Below are 23332 nucleotides of genomic sequence, written 5' to 3' on the forward strand. Positions count from 1 at the left end.
TGTATTGTGAAGACAACTCGTCGCCTGTAGCTCCTCCGAGCACCTTGCTTGCCGGGCAGGGGGCTGCGCAGACAAAGTTCACTTCGGAGCGGCCCCCGGATCTCGGGAAGGTGGGTTTATATAGGCGACACCTGGGCGTTGGGTATCCTGTATTAGCCATTCTTATGCCCAGATCCACTTTTCTGACACGCTCCTTGAGACGGCCTGGTAGTTCTCGGGCAAGTGGCCGCTCAGATGGGGGTCGCCCGAACACCACGATGTCCCGGGCTGGTCTGGTTTGGATAGGCGACACTCGAACGGGTTCTTCCCTCCTTTAGCCGCCCATATGCACGGTCTCTCTTTATATCTGGCCGGCTTGATCAGCGAGCCCGCCTCTTTGTCTTTGATGCCGGGGAACCGGGAGAAGATTCATCCCTCCAATCACGGTAAGCGCAAAGATCGCAGGGGTTGAGAACGGCCATGGAGAGGTCGTAGCCGGGCATGCAAAGGTACTGGCAGGAAGGCTTGCTTCAGGCCTGCCGCTCAAGGGTTTGCTTGTGGGTTGTCGAAATAGAAAGGGTTATGAGGGAATGACCGGAGGGAAACGCCGGGATGAGGTTTGGCTCGCTCTTCATTAGAGGAAGTTTACGCAACGGGCCCCTGGGCGCGGCGGCGAGGGCCGTAGTGGCGCTGCTGATGTTGTGCGCCGTCATCTCCTCGGTGCTTTTGCTCCCGCCCGCCCCGGAAAAGGCCGCCGCCGGAGCCCTCTCGGGCTGGAGGTTCTGCGTGGATGCAGGACACGGCGGCACCGAGCTCGGAGCGGTAGGCCCCACCGGCCTGCGGGAGAAGGACGTCAACCTGCAGGTGGCCTACGAGCTGAAATACATGCTCGAGGCCGAGGGGGCGGAGGTGCTGATGACCCGCACCGACGACTCGGCGGTGAGCATCACCCAGAGGTGGCAGATGGCCAACGCCTGGGGAGCCCACCGCTTCATCAGCATCCACCACAATGCGGAGAGCGACAGGAACATCAATTACACCGTGACCCTGGTGTCGATGAACGCCAGCCAGGATTCCCTGCAGCTGGCCAACTCCGTCCAGGCCGAGCTGGTGGGGGAGTTCGGCCTGGGGAATTCCGGGGTCTGGAAGGTCGACTACTGCGGAGTACTCAACAACACCTATATGCCCGCCATCCTAACCGAGGCCTCCTTCATCTCCAATCCCGATCAGGAAGCGAGGTTGAGGGACCCCGCATACCTGGAGCGGGAGGCCCTCGCCATAATGCGCGGTATCCACATGCCTTCAAGCATAAGTTTCGCCCTTCCCCAGGAGAACCGCGTCTCCTGGGGGACCATCGACGTGCAGCTGCAGATGCTGGGCGAGGACAATATCGGCCGGGTGGACGTGACCATGAACGGCAGCACGGTGATGAGCCGCACGTCGCCTCCCTTCGATTTCCAGGTGGACACCTCGGGGTTTGCGGACGGCACCTATACCCTGCAGGCGGTCGCGTACTACAAGAGCGGCGGCAGTGCCGCGGTCTCCCGTGACCTCATCGTGGCCAACGCGGCCAAGCAGTGGTATTTCGCCGAGGGCACCACCCGCGAGGGTTTCCAGGAGTGGCTCACCATCCTCAACCCCAACGTCGAGCCGGTCGAGTTCACCGTGAGCTACGCCTTCCCGGATAGCGAGACCGTCAAACACGTCTACCGCGTGGAGGCGGAAGGCCGCCTCTCCCTCGATGTCGCGCACGAGGTGGGTACCGGAAAGGACGTGAGCGTGAGCGTGGAATCGCCTCGACCCATCATGGTCGAGAGGCCGATGTACTTCCTTTATCGCGGCCTCTGGCCGGGTGGTCATGTATCAGGGGGCGCCAACCAGCCCTCCACTGCGTGGTATTTCGCCGAGGGGTACACCGGCCCCGGTTTCGAGGAGTATCTCTGCCTGCTCAACCCCGGGCAGCAACCGGCCAACGTCACTATAGAATACCTCTCCCACGGAGGGTTGCTGCATCAGGAGCAGAAGGTCGTGCAGCCGTCGCGGCGGGACACCGTCTTCGTCAACGATGTCGTGGGGCCGGACCGGGAGGTGTCCCTGCGGGTAACCTCGGACCAGCCGGTGGTGGCGGAGCGGCCCATATATTTCCTCTACCATGGTTCCTGGGCGGGGGGCCACGTCTCTTCCGGGTCCAACCAACCCTCCGCTACGTGGTATTTCGCCGAGGGATATACCGGCAGCGGCTTCGAGGAATGGCTGTGCCTCTTCAACCCCAACCCCGAGCCCAACCTGGTGAGCATAACTTACCAGACGCCGGAGGGGATGAACGTCACCGACCAGGAGCTGGTCCCGCCCATGTCCAGGAGCACGGTGGACGTGAACGCGCGCGCGGGGAGGAATATAGAGATATCCGTGGTGGTCAGAGGCGAGAAGCCGCTGGTGGCCGAACGCCCCATATATTTCGACTACGATTACTGGTGCCAGGGGGGCGATGTGGGCATTGGCGTGAGAGAACCCTCGCGCCACTGGTACTTCGCGGAGGGATATACCGGGGAGGGTTTCGATGACTGGCTGTGCCTGCAGAACCCCGGCGACCTCGAGGTCACGGCGGAGATAAGGTTCCATCTCGAGAGCGGCGAGGTGCTGTGGGAGGACGTGACCCTCGGGCCGCGCAGCCGCACCACCCTTTATGCCAATGCCATGACCCCTTACCAGGAGGGCCTGGCCTTCTCGATACACGCCAGTGGAGACATCATCGTGGAAAGGCCCATGTACTTCTACTATCGTGGCGGGTGGATTGGGGGGCACGTCTCCACCGGCTATGCGCCCGGGCTGGAGCGCTGACCGCGGCGGCCGTAGCGGCGCGGGACCGGATCTTCCCCACGTTAATGGAAGCCGTGCGGGGGACCGTGGATGCGGCGGTGGCGGAAACTCGCAGGAGAACTCCCGTTCAAGATAGAATAGAGTAGATAGAAAGGCATGCTCTGGTCAGAGTGATTAAGGAGGTTGCGATGAAGGGAGTGACCAGCAAGATCCTCATAGCGCTGGGCGTCATCCTCATCCTGGGCGCCATACTGTGGTGGGCGATCGCCGTCAACGCGCTGATGAAGCTGCCCGACAACATCGAGGCGAAGAGCGTCTACGAGGGCGAGATCACCTACTACGTCAACCCCACCACCCAGGAGCCGCTGCCGCCGGGCGAGGAGATGCGTATGCCCCTGGTGGTGGAACGCGAGGTGAATTCCCTGGCGGAGGAGTACGATTCGTCCAGGGCGGTCATCGAGGAGAAGGTGAAGACCACGGCGGCGGGGATAGAGAGCCCACCGGGCGGGACGTCATCCGTATACGTCCTCGACCGCAAGTCATCCGAGAACGTCAACGACGAAAGGGCCTACGATTTCGAAAAGGGCAACACGGTCGAGCGCGAGGGCAACTACTACCCCCTGCTCCCCTTCGATACCTCCAACGACGAGAAATACCCGGTGTGGAAGGCTGAGGTGAACGAGGGCCTCGAGGCGGAGTTCCTGAGCGAGGAAGAGCTTGAGGGGGTCACCGTCTACAACTTCAGGGGCGCCCTGGGCATCGATGCCAGGAAGGAAGTGACCCTGGCTTATATCGAGCTGCTCGGCCTGCCGCTGGAGGTGTCGTTCGAGCAGCTCAAACCCCAGCTGGTGGCCCTGGGCATTGACGTGGACGCCCTCCTGGCCACCGCGACCCAGGTGATCGGGGCGGAGTCCCCCGAGGACCTGCAGGCCCTCAATGCCGCGCTGCAGCAGAGCATCCCGGTCAAGTACTACTGGGCGTTCGAAGTGGAGATCTCCGTGGAGCCCAAGACAGGTTCCCCGGTCAACAACTACAAGGATATCGAGAGCCTGCACATGGAGGTCGATACCTCCGGGCTGGCCGGTATCTTCACTATCCTGGCCAAGTACGCCAACGACCCCGTGCTGGGGCCGCAACTGGCTCCGCTGGTCCAGCTGCAGGGTCAGCTCGGGGACGCGGAGCCGACCAAGATCTTCGAGTACAGCATCGCCCAGACCGAGGATACGGTGAAGACGGCGATCGAGGACGCCAAGGACGGCGCCGGGCAGATCAACCTGGTCAAGGTGTATATCCCGTGGGCGCTGCTCATAGTGGGCGCCCTCATCCTCATCATCGGCCTGCTGGTCGGGGGAGGCCAGGCGCCGGCGCAGACGGAGGAATAAGCCGGAAGACGGACAAGGACTTCTAGTGGGACAACACGGGGGGCCTGCCGGCCCCCCGTCTCGCGCGCGAAGCCGTGACGACGGCAGGAGAGCCGCCAGGCCGCCGCGGGGCCCCGGACCGGATCATTGCCCGGACCGTACGATTTGGGCATAATCACCTAGAAGGGGTGAGGTGTTTGCAGCCTCAGGAGGAAGAGGAACGCCACTGCCCCATGTGCAACGGGATACTGGTCCGTGAAGCTGATGAGAGATCGTTCGTATGCTTGCGCTGCAGGTCCCAGGCCCGTTTCAGCGGCGAAGAGCTGCTGGCGATGAAGATCCCTGGGTACGAACTGCGCCTGGAGGAGCTGCAGAGGCGGCATGCGGAGATACTGGCCCTCATCGAGGCGGAGAGCGGAAGGGGAAACGCGCGAGATATGCGGGCCCTGCGCTCACTGCACGAGGAGCGCCAGCGGGTACTGTCGGAATTCTCCTTCCTGGGATATTTCCGGCAGTTCATAGAGAGGTGGTAGGAACGATCCGGGACCCGCGGGCGTCAGAACGCCTGTAGATCAGCGGGGCAGGGACGGAAGAGGACGCATATGCCGAGGAAGAGACTGAGCAACTGGGATAAGTTCAGATCGCTGCTCATGCCGCGCAGCGGCCTGGTGCGCTGGGCGCTGATCGTCCTGGGCACGGTGGTGCTCTTCTTCATCCTGGCGTCGTCCGTGATGGTCTACGCCGATTCGCGCCACCGGGGTGAGATGTTCCCCAACACCATGGTCCTCGGCGTCGACGTCACGGGGATGACCAGGGAGGAGGCGATAGCCGCGGTCAACGAACAGGCGGTGCAGCCGATGATGATGCCGTTCACCCTCTCCTTCCGCGACAGCCAGTGGTCGCTCAATCCCGCCGAACTGGGGCTGCAGGTGGACGTGGAGGCCCTGGTCGATCAGGCGTACGACGCGGGGTGGGAATGCTCGGTATTCGAGCGTGCATACCGCCGCGCTTTCGACCGGCCCAAGAGCATCAGCATCGGGCTGGACTGCTACATGAACAACGAAGCTGTCCTGCAGAAGCTCAACGCCATAGCCGCCGAGATAGACCAGGAGGTGAAGGACGCCTCCCTCAGCTTCGATTTTCAGACCGGCAAGCTCAAGTTCTATCCGTCCCAGGACGGGTTATGGATGGACGTCGAGGCTACCCTACAGGCGGTGCAGACGAACCTGTGTTCGAGCAACCGCTCCCTCGAGCCGGTGGTGGCGGTGACGCCGCCCAGTCTCTCCAGCGAGGATGTCAAGACGGTGCTCGTGGTGGACATTATGGGTAATACCCTGAAGTGGTACAGCCAGGATACCCTGGTCAAGACCTATTACGTGGCCACCGGGACGCCCAAGTATCCCACGCCGCAGGGGAAGTTCTATATCGTGCGCAAGGACGAAAACCCGGTGTGGATCAACCCCAACGTGGAATGGTCAAAGGACATGCCGCCGCGCATCGAGCCGGGCGAGGGCAACCCCCTGGGGGTGCGGGCCCTGGTGACCAGCGCCGCGGGCGGCACGGTCCTGATCCACGGCACCGCCAACCTCACCCCGGGGCTCTATTCCCATGGATGCATCCGCATGGCCAACTGGGCCATACTGGAGCTCTTCGACAATGTCAACGTGGGTACCCCCCTGTTCATCTGGACCTCATCGCCGGTGCCGCCGCCTCCGCCGGAGGAAGGCGAGCCGGTGGGCCCCGAGGACCCCGGGCTGGGCGGGGAAAACGGTACCACGCCTACCGACGGCGCGCAGACAGCTCCCACCACTGGAAATTGACCGGGGTCAGGTCTTGTTTTTTGGATACCATAATATGGTAACTTGACCATAGCAGCGGCATAAGGCATACGTTTTTCGTTCTATTCTCAACACATACCGCGGTATCCAAAAACAAGAACCGACCCCTTAACGGGTTTGTGCTCAGTCGTCCTCGTGGTACTTGAAGGACACCTTCACGCGAGCGCGGTAGGCTGTCACCTTTCCATCCTCGACCTTCATGTCGAGGTCCGCGATCTCCGCGACACGCAGGTCCTTCAGGCTCTTCCCGGCGGTCTCCACGGCCTTGCGGGCCGCATCCTCCCATGAATCCGGGCTGGACCCCACCACCTCGATGATCTTATACACGCTGTCCGGCATCATTCCCCCTTTCCTCTCGGCCATCTGACCCATCATTCTTATGTTTCCACGTACAATGGTATATAAACCCGCACGTAGAAGGAGTCGGGACGGAGCGCCGCCGCGCAGACGGGATATACTGTTGCGGCACTCGTTGTATCGGCCCGGGATGGGGATGATATGGACGGGTGGGCCGCCCATATGCCATCATTGCCTGCCAGGTCAGGCCGGAAGGGTAAGGCGGCCGGGAGCACAGGGAGGTCGAACATGAGGATAGCGGTGATCGGCGCCGGGGCCATGGGAACGCTGGCGTCCATCCTGTTCTGCGATGCGGGCCAGGAGGTCTTCGTCTACGAGCTGAGGCGGGAGCGGGCGTCCGATATCGCGAGTAACGGTGTGCGCGCGCGGGGCGACCTGAGCGGGACCGCGTTCCCGTCGGTCGCCAGGACGGGAGAGCCCGCGGACCCTTACGACGTCATAGTCCTGGCCACGGGGGCGAACGAGAGCGGCGCCGCGCTACGTCCCCTCAGCCCCTTCGTCCACCGCGATACCGTATACCTGTCCTTGCAGGAGGGCGGAGCAATATCATCCCTTGCAGAGCTGGTCGGAGAGGAGCGCTCCTTTGCCGGCCTGGCATGGGTGTCGGCATGCGAGGCTGCGGATGGGGCCGTTGAGGTGGAGGCTTTTCGCTCCCTCGTGCTGGGGGCCGCCCTTCCCGGCAGGGAGAGCGCACTAGCGGGACTTGTGGAAGCTGTAGACGGCGCCCGTGCCGGGATCGTCACTCTGTCCGGTGACCTCTATGGGGAGATCTGGAAACGGCTGGAGGGGGCGGCGGCAGTGAGCGGGTTGTGCGCCATCTCCGGACTGCCATCACTTGAAGCGCGCCGTCTGGAGCCCCTGAACCACCTGTGCGAAGAGGCGGCAGCCGAGTGCCGGCGGGCGGCTGAGAGCGGCGGCAGGGAGGATGCCGAACCCCTGGCGCCCTGGGACGGGGCGGTGTGGGCGGGGTTAAGACCCCCCATGCTCCGCGATATCGAGGCGGGAAGGAAGACGGAGATAGACTGCCTGAGCGGATGGATCGTACAGAAAGCCCGGGCCAAGGGGGTGGCGGTCCCCACGCACAGCTCCATCCTAACCCTGGTGCGTGAGGTGGAGGCCGGCCGGCACCGTCCCGGAGAGGCGGCCCTCAAAGAGCTGCAGAGGCGTGTCTCCGAGGAGAAGGGCATGTCACTGCTCTAACGTTCACACAAGCGTTCGCGCAATTCGCGCCGCGAGGGTTTGCCCAGGAACGTGTACGGCATTTCCTCGACGAAGGTCACGCGGTGGGGGCACTTGTAGTACACAAGCGACGCGCGCGTGAAATCTATCAGCTCCCGTTCGCTCACCTCGCTCCCGGCATGGAGCAGGACGAAGGCATGCACGACTTCACCGCGGATGGGGTCCGGCTCACCCACCACGGCGGCATCGGCTACCGCAGGGTGCCTTACCAGCACTTCCTCGACCTCAGACGGATAGAGGTTGAAGCCGCCGGAGATGATAAGGTCTTTCTTGCGCTCGACTATGAAGAGATAGCCGTCCTCGTCCAGGTAACCGATGTCCCCGGTATGCAGCCAGCCAGCGCGCAGGGCCCGTTCGGTCTCATCCGGGTTCTTGAAGTACCCCTTCATGACCGACGGACCGCGCACGGTTATCTCCCCGGGGCTGCCGGGGGGGAGCTCGCGCTCGAACTCGTCGCGGATCCTGACCTCCAGTCCCTGCAGCGGTGGTCCTACCGAGCCGGGCTTGAAGCCCAGGTGTGGGCTCTGGCAGCTCACCACAGGTGAGGCCTCGGTGAGTCCGTATCCCTCGTAGAGGTTGACCCCGAACTTCTCTCGGAAGGCCTTGAGTACCTCGTCCGGCAGCGGGGCGGCCCCGCTCTGCAGCCTTTTCCAGCTCCTGACGTTGAACTGGGGTGCCCGCGGGTGGTTCAGGAGCTGGATGAACATTGCGGGCACTCCGGGGATGGTGCGCACATGGAAGCGCTCGGTGTACTCGAAGACCTGGGTGGCATCGAACCAGCGCATGAGGATGGAATAGATGCCGCTCACCGCCGGCAGCAGCGATGTGGTCAGTCCGTAGGAGTGAGACAGCGGCAGGGGGGAGAGGGCCACCTCCTCCCTGGTGATGCGCGTGGAGCTCGCCACCGAGAGAACGTTGCTCCCCACGTTCCCGTGGGTGAGGAGCACCCCCTTGGGGCGTCCAGTCGTTCCCGCCGTGTATAGCAGGGCAGCCACGTCGTCATCTCCCAGGTCGGGAACGGTGGCCAGTTCTGCCGGTTGTTCCCGGCGGAGTTCGTCGAGGCTGATGGTGCCCGGCTCCTCTTCTTCACCGGAAAGGATGATGCGGCTGCGTTCGTTCAACCCGGGACAGGCTAACCGCACCTTGGAAAGGAGGTTGGGGGTGGTGATCAAGTACTTCGCCTGCGAATGTTCGGCCATCCAGGACAGCTCTTCGGCGCTGAGCAGGAACATGGTGGGACAGAAGATGATACCTGACTTGGCGCAGGCGGAATAGAGGTGTACGGCGTCCGGGCAGTTCTCCATATGGGCCATGAGCATGTCTCCCGGCTGCAGCCCCAGTGCGGCGAGGGCGTTTCCGAGGCGGCAGGTTTCGCGGTGCGACTCGAGGTTGGTAAATGTCTTTCCCTCGAAATAGAGCGCTTCGTACTCGGGGAAGTTGCGCGGGAAACCGTCTATGATCTCAGTGAGCAGGGTCACCGCCACCCACCGCCTTTCCCTGCGAGGTCCAAGTGTTGTCGGTTCTATTCTACCAGATGGCGGAGGGCGGTCCCGGCGTGGCGCGGATTGCGTGATGGCTCGAAGGAGAGTAACCTACGGAGAACGAAAGTAATATATCATATGACTATGACGCCTTTGAGGCGAAGACGTCCGTGGGAGGGATGCTGCAGTGTCGTTCTTTGCCCGCCTGTGCCGGGACCATGCCCGCGCCGTAATACTCGTATGCGTACTGTTGACCATCCCGGTGGCTGTGGGCATAACCTTCCTCGAGGTCAGAGCGGGCCAGAAGGACCTCATCCCAACCAAGTACGAGACCGCCCGTACCCTGGATGAGGTCAACCAGCTCTTCGGCGGCACAACCAACGAATATCCCATGGTGGAGAGCGACGCCATGCTCACCTATCCCATGATCAAGAAGTTCATGCTGCTCGATAGCGCGATGGCCGAGGAGATTGATACGGAGGATTACGTCTATGTTCAGCATTTCCTGAGCGCCTTCGGGCCCAACATGCTGGCGCAGGCCCGGCAGAGGGCCGTGCAGGATTATGGTGTTACCGAGCAGCAGGCCGAGGTCATCCTTCCGGATGTCCCCACCCTTCTTGAACGCGGGGAAGGCATTATGCAGGAGGACCCGAGCAACCCTGGGGTGATGAAACCCTTCGAGCAGATAATCGAGGAAGGGGTCCAGCAATACCTCGCCAACCCGGTTGCCTACAAGTGGAATGTGGAGAAGAAGGGGTCGGGGCTCCTCTCCGAGGACGGCAGGTTCGCCAAGATACTCATCAAGGTGGATCCTGGCCTGGATTCATCGCAGCGCAAGGCCTTCGCTTCCAGAGTGGAGGGATTTTTCCGCACCTACTTCGAGGACGGGGAGGTCCCGGCGGCCGTTACCATAGGGGGCGACCCCTCCATAGACAAGGACCTGGAGGACTACGTGGTCTCCAGCACCGTGGTCATGGCGCTTATCGCCCTGGCCGTGCTCATGCTCCTGCTCTTCCTTACCTTCCAGAGGTTCACCGACGTACTGCTTCCGCTGTCGATCATCGCCATAACCGCGATATGGATCTATGGCCTCATGGGCTGGTTCCGCCTGCCCTTCACCCTGCTCTCGGCGCTCATCGGCCCGCTGGTGCTGGGGATCAGCATGGGCAACCTGGTGTACATGATGGGGCGCTTCTATGAGGAGTTCGGGATCGACCGGGAACCCCGCCGGGCCGCGCATAAGGCCGTGATCACCGTGGGGGTGGCCATCTTCCTCGCCTGCATCACCACCGTCTTCGGCTTCGCCTCCTTCGGGTTCTCCGACTTCGACGTGCTGCAGGAGTTCGGCTACATGACCGCTGCGGGCATCGGGCTGTGCTTCATCTTCAGCGTCACCTTCCTGCCCTCGCTGATGATCCTGCGCGAGGAGCGCCGGCTGCGCAAGGGCACCACCAGGATGCCGCGGGGGGTGGCCATCTTCTCACCTGTGGGCAACTCGCGCATCGACCGTTTCCTGGGCCGGATCGCCAGCATCGCCCAGGGAAGCCCGGTGGCGGTGGTGGTGGTCTATGCCTTCATCGTGATCATCTGCGTCATGGGCACCTTCCGGCTCACCACTACCCCGGACCTCAGGCAACTCGCGCCCCAGGACATCCCCTCCCTCGAGACCCAGTACCAGCAGGAGGCCATCTTCGGGGGTCAGCAAGGTGACATCGTCCTGCTCAAGGGGGACGTGCTGGAGCCCGAGGTCATGGCCGCCATGCACGCCTTTCAGGAGAAGCTCGCCCAGACCCCGTACTTCACTGAGAACGGCAGCTCCAGCATCGGCGAGCTCATCCACGACTTCCGGGTGGAGACAGGCAAGGCGGCCCCGGGGCAGGATTTCGCGGCGGGACTTCCCGCCACCAGGGCCGAGGCCGAGGAGGACCTGGCCGCCATCGGGGCGCTCTTCGGGGCCCAGGAGGGAAAGCTCATCTCCGATGATCATCGGGCTGCACTCATCACCATCTTCAGCGAGGGCGCCAGCAGCAACGCGGAGATGGTGGACAAGGACAAAGCCCTGAGCGAAGCGGCGGAGGCGGCATTTGCTTCACAGGACATCGACTACAACGTGGGGGGGATCACCCCGCTCACCGCGGACATGTTGGGCAACCTGGTCCCCACCCAGATCCGGACGTCCATCCTCGCCCTGGTCCTCTCCGGGCTGGTACTGATCATTATCTTCCGTTCGTTTATCTACGGCCTGGCCACCCTGTCGGTGCTGGTGGCGGGGATCTCGGTGGAGCTGGGCTTCCTCTCCCTCATGGGATGGACCCTGGACATGCTCACCGTGCTCGTCGTGTCTATGATCATCGGCATGGGTATAGATTACGGCATCCACATCACCCACCGTTTCCTCGAGGAGTACAAGCCCGGAGAGGTGAGCGTTGCCGATGCCCTGGACATCTGCATCACCAGGGTGGGCAAGAACATGCTGGCGAGCACCATGTGCACGGCGGGAGCGTTCCTGGTCATCTCCTATTCCAAGATGATGCCAATCCGGCGCTTCGGGCTGATCACCGCCCTCTCCCTGGCAGTCTCCATGCTGGCCAGCGTGCTGGTGCTGCCCTCCATCATCACCCTCATCGCTCGGCGCCGCCAGCATGCGGAGGAACGTGCCGCCGCAGAGACGGGGGATCTCACCCCGGCCGAGGCCAACAACGTATAACCGGCGGCCCGGGTCAGACGGGACCCGCAGCTCGCTTTCCGTTTGAGGGTCAGTCACCCATGTCGCGCGGCCGCGACACCACCGAGGACGAAAATGCTGGTCGCTATTTTCAGGGCAGGTCTTGTTTCTTGCATTCGTGCGGCCAAGGCTAAAGTAGCCGTCTCAGGTGGAACGCAACAAACAGGAAGCCTGACCCTATAGCCCCATCAGTTTGGCGAAGGCCTTGCCCATGATGATCTCGGTCTCCTCGGGGGTGAACGAGACCTCCGGGCAGGAACCGAGGTCAGGCTCGGTGATCGCCTTGATCCAGGTCTCCACTGGACAGAGTACGTTGAGATAGGGACCGTCGGTGCCGAAGAGCACGCGCCAGGGGCCGACATGGTCGAGCACCGTACGCAGCATGCGGTAGAAGTCCTGCGGGTGGTCGTTGAAGGCGATCTGCCAGCCCGAGAAATCGAAATAGACGTTGGGCTTCACGCTTGCAACCAGCAGGGCCTCCGGCCACAACTCGTGGGCGACGTGGGCCATGATGATGGGCAGGTCCGGGAAATCCGCCGCAACGTCGTCCACGTAGATAGGCTGGGTGAAACGGAACTTCATGGGGGCGGGCTGGCTGCCGGTGTGGAAGAGTACCGGTATGCCGTACTCCACGCATTTCTCATAGAAGGGGTAGACCACCGGGTCGTAGGGGTAGAAACCCGATGTGGGGTGGAGCTTCAACCCCCTCATGCCCCATTCCTCCACCGCGCGCTGGAACATCTCCAACCCGCCGTCGCGGCGGGGATCGATGGTGAAGAAGGGTACGAAGCGCCCCGGGTAGCTCCTGGCGGCCTCGGCTATGGCGCGGTTCTGCTCCTCCAGGGGCACGGCTGGCTCGCCGGCGGCCAGGCCGGAGTCCTGGGCGAAGACGCAGCTCATTTCCACCCCGGCGGCGTCCATGACGGCGATGAGTTTCTCGCCCGTGGTGTCGGCGAGGTTGGGGAGGAGGCTGTCGACGATGGGGTCCGCGTCCGGACGCTCCCCGGTGGCCTTGCCCATCATGGCCGTGACCATTTTCGCCTGGCCGAGGAAGAAGCTGCGGTCGTGCCAGCCCTCTCCCACCAGGTGCACGTGGCTGTCGATGATCATCTCGGAACACCCCTTTCACTCTCGCGAACCGCCGGAAGCCCTCACCGCCAGTATAAGCTCATCCGCATCGCTCAGGAAGGGCGTCCGGGTTCCAAGTGCGCGCCTCCTGGGGATATATTATGGGTAGAGCGGTCAAGCAAAACGGGCGAGGCATCGATAGAGAGAATGGAAAGCGGCCGGGGGAGAGGAGATGAAGGCGATGCTCGGCTTGTACTACGACGGTGAGCTGAAGCTCAGGGACGACCTGCCCGTGCCCGAACCAGGAGCGGGCGAGGCGCTGATAAAAGTCATGGCCGCCGGTATCTGCAACACCGACAAGGAGATCGCCCGCGGCTATATGGACTTCAAGGGTGTGCCGGGGCACGAGTTCGTGGGCGTGGTGTCCAGGGCCGATGACCCCGACCTGGTGGGCAAGCGGGTGGTGGGGGAGATAAACTGCCCCTGCGGTATCTGTCCCCTATGCCTGGAAGGGAAGGGGAACCACTGCCGCGGCCGCACTACCCTCGGCATCAGCGGCCGCGACGGGGCCTTCGCCGAGTTCATGACCCTGCCCGTCGCCAACCTCACCGTCGTCCCCGACACCCTGCCGCTGTATTCCGCAGTGTTCGTCGAGCCCCTGGCCGCCTGTTTCCGCATCACGGAGCAGGTGCATATCAGCCCGCGGCACCGGGTGGCCGTGCTCGGGGACGGCAAGCTGGGGATCATGGCGGCGCAGGTGATGCGCCTGAACGGGTGTGCCCTGCTGGCGGTGGGCCGCTACGAGCACAAGCTCAAGATCCTGGACCGCCTGGGCATAAGGACGGTGATGCGGCAGGACCTCGACCTCGGGGAAAGGTTCGACGTGGTGGTCGAATCCACGGGCAGTCCGGAGGGCTTCGACCTCGCCAGGTCCCTGGTGGACCCCACCGGGACCATCGTGCAGAAGAGCACCTATGCGGAGTCGATCAACGTGGACATCTCGTCGCTGGTCGTGGACGAGATCCGGATCGTCGGCTCGCGCTGCGGTCCCTTCGAACCGGCCATCCGCGCCCTGCTGCGCGGTCTGGTGAACGTGCAGGAACTCATCGACCGCAGGTTCCCGCTGGAGATGGGGCTGCAGGCCTTCGAATACGCCATGCGGGACGAGTCGCTCAAGGTCATCCTGGAGATGAAGACATATCCCGCGGAGGGACTCAGGCAGCCGGGGGAGCTCGAGGAAGAGCCGGTCATCTGACGGCCGGCGCGAAAACACGACGGAAGGGAGCCTGCATATGGCCATGGGCGATTTTCTGGCGGCGGCGCGGGGTGAGGCGGAGGCGGACCTCCTGCTCACCGGGGCCAGGATAGTCGATGTGTTCGAGGGCGTGGTGGAGGAGGGATCGGTCGCAATCAGCGACGGCATGATCGCCGGCTTCGGCGAACGTCCGGCGAGGGAGAAGGTGGACCTGGGGGGAGCCTATCTGTGCCCCGGCTTTATCGACGGGCATGTCCATATCGAGTCCTCCATGGTCGGCCTCCCCGAATACGCGCGGGCGGTGGTGCCGGCCGGCACGACCGCGGTGGTGACCGACTATCACGAGATCGCTAACGTTTTGGGCATCGAGGGGATCCGATACATGATGCGCCTGGCAGAAGGGCTCCCCCTCGATGTCTTTGTGATGCTGCCCTCTTGCGTCCCGGCCACGCCCATGGAGACCGCCGGGGCTTCCCTGGAGGCCGCCGACCTCGTCCCCCTCCTGTCCGAGGAGGCGGTCATCGGGCTGGGTGAGGTCATGAACTTCCCCGGGGTCATCCATGCCGACCCGTCGGTGCTGGCGAAGATAGATGCCTGCCGGGGCCTGCCCATCGACGGCCACGCGCCGGGGCTGTCGGGACGTGAACTCGACGCCTATATCGCGGCCGGCGTGGAGTCGGACCACGAGTGTGTACGGGAGGAGGAGGCGGCGGAGAAACTGGCCAAGGGGATGTTCATCTACATCCGTGAGGGCTCCACCGCCCGTAACCTGGCGGACCTGCTGCCCGTCGTCGGCATCACCAGCGCGTGGCGCTGCATCTTCGTGGATGACGACCGCCAGCCCAGGGACCTGATGGAAGAGGGGCACATGGACTTCATCCTGCGCAAGGCGGTGGGCCTGGGGCTCGACCCCATGACCGCGCTGCGCATGGTCACCATCAACCCGGCACTCCGCTTCGGCCTGCATGCCAGGGGAGGCATCGTCCCGGGGTGGCGGGCCGACCTGGTGGTTGTGGAGGACCTGGAGACCTTCAGGGTCCTGCAAGTGTTCAAGGGCGGCGAAAAAGTGGCCGAGAACGGCGAATTCCTTATCGACGTCAAGCCCGGACCGCCCGCTCCTGGAGCCATGAACATCGCCTGGGAGAAGATGGCGGGGATCGAGGTGAGGGCGCAGGACGGCGAGATGCTGGTCATCGGGGTCATCCCGGACCAGATCGTGACCTCGAGGCTCACGGAGAAGCCCAAGGTGAAGGACGGCCTGGTGGTGTGTGACGTCTCGCGCGACCTCCTTAAGATATGCGTCTTCGAGCGCCATCGCGGCAGTGGAAACGTGGGGGTGGGCTTCATCTGCGGCTTCGGATTGCGGGAGGGAGCCCTGGCGTCCACGGTGGCGCACGACTCCCATAACCTCGTGGTGGTGGGGGCTTCCGACGGGGATATCCTCGCCGCGGCCAGGGCGGTGGAGGGGATGGGCGGCGGCCAGGCGGTGGTGCGCGGCGGCGAGGTGCTGGCGGACCTGCCCCTTGACGTGGCTGGCCTGATGTCGACTCTGCCCCTGGGAGAGGTGAAGGAACGCGTCCGGCTGCTGCAGGGGGCCGCCCTGAGGCTGGGCTGCTCCCTCCCCGACCCCTTCATGGCGCTGGCCTTCATGGCGCTGCCGGTAATCCCGGAACTGAAGATGACCGACAAAGGCCTCTTCGACGTGGGGAGCTTCTCGCACGTGCCCCTCTTCGCGTGACGGTATCAGCGGAGATGGTGCTTGACCTGCACGTGCGGCAGGTAGGGCCAGACGAAGCTGTAACGGATCCTGAACGCGCTCGTCCATCCGCGCGCGTAATCCAGGAGCACGGCCGCCGCGATGACCGCGGCCGCCGTATACATGACGTTCCGGCGCCGGGAGAAGAACGAGAGTATCCCCCCGAGCTGCTCCCGCAGTCCGACCACGGAGTGTTCCAGGTCATCGCCCATGTGCGCCAGGGTGCCGAACTGGTAACGCGCCGTCTTCACCACGTCCAGCACGTCGTCGATGACGGGGATGCTCTCGCCGAACGGTCCTTCGTGTTCCATGGTCTCAGGCTACCATAGGCGCCCCCATCATGTGTACATCCACCACGCCCTTTCGTGATATAATTTTGGCGCCGTTGGCGCGGTAGCTTGGCGAAGGTTAAAACCCAGTTAATCAGGCTTATCGGGCGAAATACGACAGGTTGTCGGAACATCAGGAGGTCAGCATGGAGATCAAGAACGTGTTCGTGGTCGGTTCGGGGCTCATGGGTGGCGGCATCGCCCAGGTCTCCGCCGCGGCAGGCTATAAGGTGAAGATGCATGACATCAAGGAGGAGTTCACCGCCAAGGGCCTGGAGGCCATCAAGGGGTCCCTTGGCAAGTTCCTCTCCAAGGAGAAGATATCCCAGGAGCAGCACGACGCCGCCCTGGCCAACCTCTCCACCACCACCGACCTGGCGGACGCCGCCGACGCCGACATCGTGGTCGAGGCGGTCTTCGAGAACCTCGACGTCAAGAAGGAGGTCTTCGGGAAACTGGACGAGGTCTGCCCCGCCCACACCATCCTGGCCTCGAACACCTCGGCCATACCCATCTCCTCCATCGCCGCGGCCACGGCGCGGCCGGACAAGGTGGTGGGCACCCATTTCTTCAGCCCCGTCCCCCTCATGCGCCTGTGCGAGATCATCCGTGGCCTGCAGACCTCGGACGAGACCGTGGAGGCGGCGGAGGCATGGGCACAATCGGTGGGCAAGGAGACGGTAAGGGTGCTGAAAGACCACGCCGGATTCATCGCCAACCGACTCTACCTGCCCATGGGCTGCGAAGCCGCGCGTATGCTCGAGGCGGGAGTAGCATCGCCGGAAGACATCGACAAGGCCATGCGCCTGGGCTACAACCTTCCCATGGGCCCCCTGGAGCTGGCGGACATGACCGGTATCGACGTGCTCATGAACGCGAGCGCGGCCATATACAACGATACAGGCGATACCAAGTTCTATCCCCCGCCGCTCATGCGGCGCATGGTGGCAGCGGGGCTCCTGGGCAGGAAGACGGGCAAGGGCTACTACGACTACTCCAGCGGCAAACAGGAGAGCTACTGGAAACTGTAAGCGGCGGGCCGCGGAGAGCGGGAAAGGAAAGTCATGGCTGAGGACAGCGATACCGTCCTCTTCGAGAGAAGGGGAGTGGCGGGCTGGATCGTCTTCTCCCGCCCCGAGCGCATGAACGCGCTCTCGCCGCAGATGGTGCGGGCCATGTGGGCCCAACTGGCGAAGGTGGAGGCCGATCCTGAGGTCCGGGTGCTGGTGTTAACGGGGCAGGGTGACGCCTTCTGTGCGGGCATGGACATGGCGGGCCTGGAGCAGGCCAATGCCATGGCGGCCCGCCGACGTTCTCGCGAGATCCAGATGCTCACCGGACGCATCGCCGAGCTCTCGCTGCCGACCATCGCCGCCGTGGGCGGGGTGGCCATGGGAGCGGGGCTGGAGATCTGCCTCGCCTGCGACCTGGCAGTGGCTTCAGAGGGGGCGCGCTTCGCCTTCCCCGAGGCGCGCCTGGGGATGATCCCATGCGGGGGCGGTACCCAGAGGCTGGCGCGAGTGGTCGGCCTGCGGCGAGCCCGGGACATGATCTTCAGCGGCAGGATCCTTGATGCCGCGCTGGCGGTGGAGTGGGGCCTCGTCAACGAGGCCGTTTCCGACATGGAGCTGGCGGATACGGTACAGGAGATGGCCGAGAAGATCGCCGCGGGGGGCAGGATCGCACTCTACCAGGCCAAGCGCTGCATCAACCACGCGCTGGACATGGACCTGGGCCGCGGCCTGGAATATGAGACGGAGTGCTTCACCACCTGTTTCGCCAGCGGGGAGCCGGCGGCCGCGCTGAGGCGCTTCACCACGCCGGGCCCGCAGGAAGAGGTGACGGTCGCGGAGGCGGACGGACCGGCGGAGGCGCCGCAACCAGGAGATGAATCCCCGCGGGCGGAGGCGGAGGAAGAAGGGCCGGAGACGCTCGCTGTGGAAGAGGTGGCGCCGCCGGCGCAGCCCCCGGATGACGACTACGACGAGGACATCTTCGAGTGAGAGCGGCGGCAAGGTAGGGTTTTCCCCTGGGAGGGGGCGAGGATAGACGAGGAGGACGCATGGAGTTCAAGTATCTGGTGGTTGAGACGGACGGGGAGGGCATCGCTACCCTGCGCCTCAACCGCCCCGAGGCGAAGAACGCGCTCAACCTGGAACTCATCGCCGAGCTGGGCGTCGCGGCCGACATGCTGGCCAGGGACGATGCGGTGAGGGCGGTCATCGTCACCGGGGGAGAGGGTGACTTCGCCGCCGGCGGGGACATCAAGGAGATGTCCGGGAAGTACGCGCCCGACATGCTCACCGCCTACGGCGCCGACCTCTCCGGGTTCGAGAAGATCGAACGCATCCCCAAGCCGGTCATCGCCGCGGTCAGCGGTTACGCCCTGGGCGGCGGCACCGAGCTGGCCCTGGTCTGCGATATGATCGTGGCCTCCGAGACGGCGGTCTTCGGCATGCCGGAGATCACCCTGGGCATCATCCCCGGCGCGGGTGGGACGCAGCGGCTCCCCCGGCTCATCGGGCCGAACCGGGCCAAGGAGTTCATCTTCAGCGGGGACTTCTTCAAGGCGGAGGCCTGCCGGGAGATGGGGCTGGTGAACCGGGTGGTGCCCGTGGCGGACCTCATGGAGGAGGCGAAGAAGCTGGCCCGCCGCTGCATCCGCAACGGCGCGGTGGCGCTGGCCTGCGCCAAGGCCTGCGTGAACGACGGCCTCAACACCGACCTATACTCCGGGCTGTCCCTGGAGCGCAAGTGCTTCTCCCTGCTCTTCTCCACCGATGACCAGAAGGAGGGCATGGCGGCCTTCAAGGAGAAGCGCAAGGCGGATTTCAAGGGCAGATGAGCGGGCGCCGGCCGCACCGGGGCTCCGCCCACACCGCGTTCCGATATCCAGAGCAGGGAGGTAACAGAGAGTGATCTCGTTTGAGCTGAGCGACGAACAGAAGGCCATCCAGAAGGTGGCCCACGAATTCACCGAGAAAGAGATACGCCCCATCGCCGCCGACTACGACGAGGAGGAGAAGTACCCCGAGCATTTCATAGAGAAGGCTTTCGCGGCGGGCCTCACCTACCTCTACGTCCCGGAGGAGTATGGCGGCCAGGGCATGGATTTCCTCACCGCGTGCATCGTGGGAGAGGAGATAGCCTGGGGGTGCTGCGGTTTCGCCACCATCCTCGGCGCGAACAACCTGGGCACCACCCCGCTGCTGGTGGCGGGCACGGAGGAGCAGAAGAGCAAATACCTCGGGGACCTGACCTCGCGCCCGTCCCTCGCGGCCATGGCCCTCACCGAGCCCGGCGCCGGCTCGGACGCGGCGGGCGTCAAGACCACCGCGGTGCGCGATGGCGACGACTACGTCTTGAGCGGCACCAAGTGCTTCATCTCTAACGGGGGCATCGCCGACCTCACGGCGGTGTTCGCCTCCACCGACCCCTCGCAAGGGGTGCGCGGGCTGTCGTGCTTCCTGGTGAGCGGGGACAACCCAGGCATCAGCGGGGGCAAGAAAGAGCGCAAGATGGGGGTGCGCGCCTCGGTGACCTCGGAGGTCATCCTCTCCGACTGCCGGGTGCCCGCAGCCGACCTCCTGGGCGAGGAGGGCAAGGGGTTCAAGATCGCCATGATCACCCTGGACAAGGCGAGGGTGAGCGTGGCCTGCAACTCGGTGGGCATAGCGCGGGCCGCCATGGAGGCGGCGGTGGTATACGCCAGGGAGAGGGTGCAATTCGGCAAGCCCATCGCGGAGAACCAGGCCGTACAGTTCATGCTGGCGGACATGTCCATGGACATCGAGGCGGGCCGGCTGATGTATATGAAGGCGGCATGGATGGAGACGGAGAAGATGCCCTTCTCCAACCAGGCGGCCTTCGCCAAGACCTTCTGCTCGGACATGGCCATGCGCGTCACCACCGACGTGGTGCAGGTCTTCGGAGGTTACGGTTACATGCGCGACTACCCGGTGGAGAAGTATATGCGTGACGCCAAGATCAACCAGATCTGGGACGGCACCAACCAGATCCAGCGGGTGGTCATGGCCCGGGCATTGCTGGGCCGCTGACGGAAACGGCGCCACCGCGCCCGGGGGCGGCGGCTTATATGGAGTCAAGCAGAGGGAGGGTTCTCTTCAGAGGATCGGATGAGTCAAGAGGAGGTTGGAAATGGACTTTGAGCTCTCTCAGGAACAGCAGGCGTTCTTCAAGGAGGTAAAGGACTTCGCGGAGAAGGAGATCGCGCCCTTCACCGAGGAGTACGACCGCAACAGCGAGTTCTTCTGGGACGGCTGGAAAAAGATGGGGAACATGGGCCTTTTGGGCCTGCCCTATCCCGAGGAGTACGGCGGCTCCGACGCCGGGGCCCTGGACACCGCCATCGCCATGGACGCTTTCTGCGCCGGGGGCGGGGACGCGGGGGTGTCGCTATCCTGGGGCGCCCATACCATCATCGGAGGCGTCCCCATCTGGGAGATGGGGACGGAAGAGCAGAAGAAGAAGTACCTCACGAAGATGAGCACCGGTGAGTGGATCAGCTGCTTCGGCCTCACCGAGCCAGACGCGGGCTCCGACGCCGCCTCGGTGAAGACCACCGCGGCGCGCGACGGCGACGATTACGTCATCAACGGCTCCAAGATGTTCATCACCAACGGCCCCATCTGCGACCTGTGCATTGTGGTAGCGGTCACCGACAAGGAGAAGGGCGCCGCCGGCATCAGCACCTTCATCGTGGACCGCGAGACACCCGGCTTCGAGGTCAGCCGCGAGCTGGACAAGATGGGGAACCGCACCTCGCCCACGGCCGAACTGGCCTTCAACGACTGCCGCGTTCCCGCCTCGGCCCTGCTCGGGGCCGAGGGGGAGGGCTTCTACGGGGTGGGCAAGGCCACCCTGGAGTGGGAGCGGGCCATCATGGTGGCGCCGGCGGTGGGCGGCATGGAATGTAACATCAACCGCTGCATCGAATACGCCAAGGAGAGGCAGCAGTTCGGCCGCCCCATCGGCAAGTTCCAGGCGGTGGCCTTCAAGATCGCGGAGATGAAGTGCCTGCTCGATGCCTCGCGCCTGCTCGTCTACCGCGTGGCCTGGATGAAGGACCAGGGCATCCCGGCGATGCTGGAGGCCTGCGTGTGCAAGCTCAGCGTCACCGAGAACGCGGTCAAAGTCGCCAACGAGGCGGTGCAGATCTTCGGAGGCTACGGCTACATCCGCGAGTACCCGGTGGAGCGCACCCTGCGCGACGCCAAGCTGGGCACCATCGGGGCCGGCACCTCCGAGATCCAGAAGATGATCATCAGCCGCCTGCTCATGGGCAAGTTCTAGAGAGGAACATGCGGATACAGGTACGCTTCACCGGCATCGTCAGGCACCATGTCGGTGTGAAGGAGAGGGAATACGATATGCCGGAGGGTTCGCGCGTGGGCGACCTCCTCCGGCTCATCGGCAGGGAGTTCGCGTCGCGACTGCCCGGGAACATGTGGGACGCGGACGAGGAACGCTTCAACCCCCTGATCAAGGCCGGGCGGAAGGGCACCCCCTTCGCGGAGGACGGCGAGGAACTGCGGGAGGGGGACGAGATCTTCATCCTCTCCCGCATGGCGGGAGGGTAGAGCGCGCAGGGGCGCACGACGGCGCGGCGCGGTCAGGCGGAAAGCAAGGCGGTATGCGGCTGGCGCCGGTACCACGACACGGATACACGCATTCCTGGGAGGGGTTCGATCGGTTGGGAGGCGGGATGAGCGATTACGACGCGATAGTGGTTGGAGCGGGCATCGCCGGGCTTGGCGTGGCCTCGCAGCTGCAGCAGTCCGGCAAGAAGACGCTGCTCCTGGAGATGTACCCCAGGGCGGGAGGGCGCATGCAGTCCTACGATTTGCCCGGCGGGTACAGGACGGATATCGGCTTGCACATGGTCGAGATGGGCAAGAAGGGATTCTGCCACGAGCTGGGTGCACGCGTGGGCAAGGAGTTCGAGTGGGCCGGTTTCTCGGTCACCCTCGACCTCTACGAGAACGGGGCCTGGCACGACATGCAGACCTATATCCAGCTGACCGACGAGGAGAAGCAGAGCTTCATCGAGCTGATGATAGGCATCGCCGCCCTGGACGAGGCCTACTTCAAGGAGTGGGACAGCCGCTCAATGAGCGAATGGCTGGACCTGAAGGGGATGCAGGGCAACCTGCGCGAGGTATGGGAGAACATGACCATGATCATGACCACCATACCGGACGTGCGCGAGCAGTCGGCGGGGGAATGCCTCTACATCGCCAGGGAGGCGCTGGCCAAGGGCAGGGCGGTGCTCATCGCCGCCTACCCCAGGGGAGGCATGGCGGGCATCATCGACCCCCTGGTGGAGGCCTTCCAGGAGCTGGGAGGGAGGCTGGAACTGGGGGCCCGGGTGGAGCAGGTGGTCTTCGAGGGCAACAAGGCGGTTGGGGTCAAGGTTGCCCGCAAGGGCGGCAACCCCATCGCGAAGGAGTGGCGCTTCATCTCAACCGACTTCATATCGGCGCCGCTTGTTGTCCTGGCACTGCCCATCTGGCACCTGGACAAGGTACTGGACTTCGACCGCCGCTACTCGCCCCTTCCGGGGTGGTGGCTCAAGCGCATCGAGGACATCCGCGGGGAGCGGACCGGCCTGCTGGGCTACATCATCGCCACCCGGCGTCCCCTCTACGAGCGCCAGGTCTTCATGTCCGTCCTCAAGTCGCCGCGCACCGGGCTGCCCCTGCAGGCCTTCACCCCCACCGCCTTCGACCCCGGCGTGGCGCCGCCCGACCGTTACCTTCTGGTCACCGACAACGTGGCGGAACCGTGGGAACTGGAGGACAAGTTCAACCTGGCGCGCCTCATGGAGCAGCACTGGGAGGACGTGAAGGAACTGTACTCCTTCTCGGAGGAGGACGTGGAGTTCGCCCTGCCTTATTTCACCACCGGCTGCGACGGCCTGGCCCGCAAGCCGGGACTCACGGGCGACTTCAAACCGGACGTGCAGGCGCCGGCGGTGGAAGGCCTCTTCTTCGCGGGCGACACCTACCTGGGCCGGGGGCTGGCCATCGAGGGCGCGTCCCGCTCGGCCATCCTCTGCGTTGAGCGCATACTGGGTTGACGGGAGAAGGAAGGGGCGGGTGACC

19 protein-coding genes are annotated in these 23332 nt (G+C 64.2%); 15 read left to right on the plus strand and 4 right to left on the minus strand.

The window, feature by feature from the left end:
* The first annotated feature begins 591 nt into the window (after positions 1–591).
* The 4 genes from AB1384_00335 to AB1384_00350 all read left to right on the plus strand — a co-directional run bounded on the left by AB1384_00335 (position 592) and on the right by AB1384_00350 (position 5980).
* Positions 592–2820, plus strand: coding sequence for an N-acetylmuramoyl-L-alanine amidase (locus AB1384_00335; protein ID MEW6552718.1), 2229 nt, complete (start codon positions 592–594; stop codon positions 2818–2820).
* A gap of 167 nt (positions 2821–2987) precedes the next feature.
* Entirely contained in the window at positions 2988–4181 is a 1194-nt protein-coding gene (locus AB1384_00340) for a porin PorA family protein (protein ID MEW6552719.1), read from the plus strand.
* Positions 4182–4357: 176 nt separating this feature from the next.
* Entirely contained in the window at positions 4358–4693 is a 336-nt protein-coding gene (locus AB1384_00345; GenBank protein MEW6552720.1) for a hypothetical protein, read from the plus strand.
* 69 nt (positions 4694–4762) lie between these two features.
* Complete coding sequence (locus AB1384_00350) at positions 4763–5980, plus strand: L,D-transpeptidase/peptidoglycan binding protein (protein ID MEW6552721.1); 1218 nt, start codon at positions 4763–4765, stop codon at positions 5978–5980.
* Between the two features lie 141 nt (positions 5981–6121).
* Here AB1384_00350 and AB1384_00355 read toward each other — a convergent pair whose 3' ends face one another.
* Entirely contained in the window at positions 6122–6337 is a 216-nt protein-coding gene (locus AB1384_00355; GenBank protein ID MEW6552722.1) for a dodecin family protein, read from the minus strand.
* 246 nt (positions 6338–6583) lie between these two features.
* Here AB1384_00355 and AB1384_00360 point away from each other — a divergent pair, with 246 nt between their 5' ends.
* Entirely contained in the window at positions 6584–7555 is a 972-nt protein-coding gene (locus tag AB1384_00360; protein ID MEW6552723.1) for a ketopantoate reductase C-terminal domain-containing protein, read from the plus strand.
* Here AB1384_00360 and AB1384_00365 read toward each other — a convergent pair.
* On the minus strand, positions 7552–9072 hold the full coding sequence (locus AB1384_00365; GenBank protein MEW6552724.1) for an AMP-binding protein: 1521 nt from the start codon (positions 9070–9072) through the stop codon (positions 7552–7554). The genes AB1384_00360 and AB1384_00365 overlap by 4 nt on opposite strands.
* 190 nt (positions 9073–9262) lie before the next feature.
* Between AB1384_00365 and AB1384_00370 the strand changes: the two genes are divergently transcribed.
* On the plus strand, positions 9263–11782 hold the full coding sequence (locus AB1384_00370; GenBank protein MEW6552725.1) for an MMPL family transporter: 2520 nt from the start codon (positions 9263–9265) through the stop codon (positions 11780–11782).
* A 195-nt stretch (positions 11783–11977) separates the two neighbouring features.
* On the opposite strand, the gene AB1384_00375 is transcribed toward AB1384_00370, so the two are convergent.
* Positions 11978–12910: an amidohydrolase family protein gene (locus AB1384_00375; protein ID MEW6552726.1), complete on the minus strand. Its 933-nt coding sequence runs from the start codon at positions 12908–12910 to the stop codon at positions 11978–11980.
* 190 nt (positions 12911–13100) lie between these two features.
* On the opposite strand from AB1384_00375, the gene AB1384_00380 reads away from it, so the two are divergent.
* Positions 13101–14123 carry an alcohol dehydrogenase catalytic domain-containing protein gene (locus tag AB1384_00380; protein MEW6552727.1) on the plus strand — a complete coding sequence of 341 codons (1023 nt, stop codon included), beginning with the start codon at positions 13101–13103 and terminating at the stop codon, positions 14121–14123.
* Between the two features lie 37 nt (positions 14124–14160).
* Positions 14161–15861 carry an adenine deaminase gene (gene ade / locus AB1384_00385; protein ID MEW6552728.1) on the plus strand — a complete coding sequence of 567 codons (1701 nt, stop codon included), beginning with the start codon at positions 14161–14163 and terminating at the stop codon, positions 15859–15861.
* Between the two features lie 5 nt (positions 15862–15866).
* On the opposite strand, the gene AB1384_00390 is transcribed toward ade, so the two are convergent.
* Positions 15867–16190, minus strand: a complete 324-nt coding sequence (locus tag AB1384_00390; GenBank protein ID MEW6552729.1) for a hypothetical protein — start codon at positions 16188–16190, stop codon at positions 15867–15869.
* 164 nt (positions 16191–16354) lie between these two features.
* Between AB1384_00390 and AB1384_00395 the strand changes: the two genes are divergently transcribed.
* The 7 genes from AB1384_00395 to AB1384_00425 all read left to right on the plus strand — a co-directional run bounded on the left by AB1384_00395 (position 16355) and on the right by AB1384_00425 (position 23307).
* On the plus strand, positions 16355–17239 hold the full coding sequence (locus AB1384_00395; protein MEW6552730.1) for a 3-hydroxyacyl-CoA dehydrogenase family protein: 885 nt from the start codon (positions 16355–16357) through the stop codon (positions 17237–17239).
* 33 nt (positions 17240–17272) lie between these two features.
* Complete coding sequence (locus tag AB1384_00400; protein ID MEW6552731.1) at positions 17273–18211, plus strand: enoyl-CoA hydratase/isomerase family protein; 939 nt, start codon at positions 17273–17275, stop codon at positions 18209–18211.
* A gap of 59 nt (positions 18212–18270) precedes the next feature.
* The gene (locus tag AB1384_00405) at positions 18271–19053 is read left to right on the plus strand and encodes an enoyl-CoA hydratase-related protein (GenBank protein MEW6552732.1); all 783 of its coding nucleotides are present in this window, start codon (positions 18271–18273) and stop codon (positions 19051–19053) included.
* Between the two features lie 70 nt (positions 19054–19123).
* Complete coding sequence (locus tag AB1384_00410; GenBank protein ID MEW6552733.1) at positions 19124–20266, plus strand: acyl-CoA dehydrogenase family protein; 1143 nt, start codon at positions 19124–19126, stop codon at positions 20264–20266.
* 100 nt (positions 20267–20366) lie between these two features.
* Positions 20367–21521, plus strand: coding sequence for an acyl-CoA dehydrogenase family protein (locus AB1384_00415; protein MEW6552734.1), 1155 nt, complete (start codon positions 20367–20369; stop codon positions 21519–21521).
* A gap of 8 nt (positions 21522–21529) precedes the next feature.
* Positions 21530–21808 carry a hypothetical protein gene (locus AB1384_00420; protein ID MEW6552735.1) on the plus strand — a complete coding sequence of 93 codons (279 nt, stop codon included), beginning with the start codon at positions 21530–21532 and terminating at the stop codon, positions 21806–21808.
* A gap of 125 nt (positions 21809–21933) precedes the next feature.
* Complete coding sequence (locus tag AB1384_00425) at positions 21934–23307, plus strand: FAD-dependent oxidoreductase (GenBank protein MEW6552736.1); 1374 nt, start codon at positions 21934–21936, stop codon at positions 23305–23307.
* The last annotated feature ends 25 nt before the right edge of the window (positions 23308–23332 follow it).

It is taken from the genome of Actinomycetota bacterium (genome assembly GCA_040757835.1).
Classification (GTDB): domain Bacteria; phylum Actinomycetota; class Geothermincolia; order Geothermincolales; family RBG-13-55-18; genus SURF-21.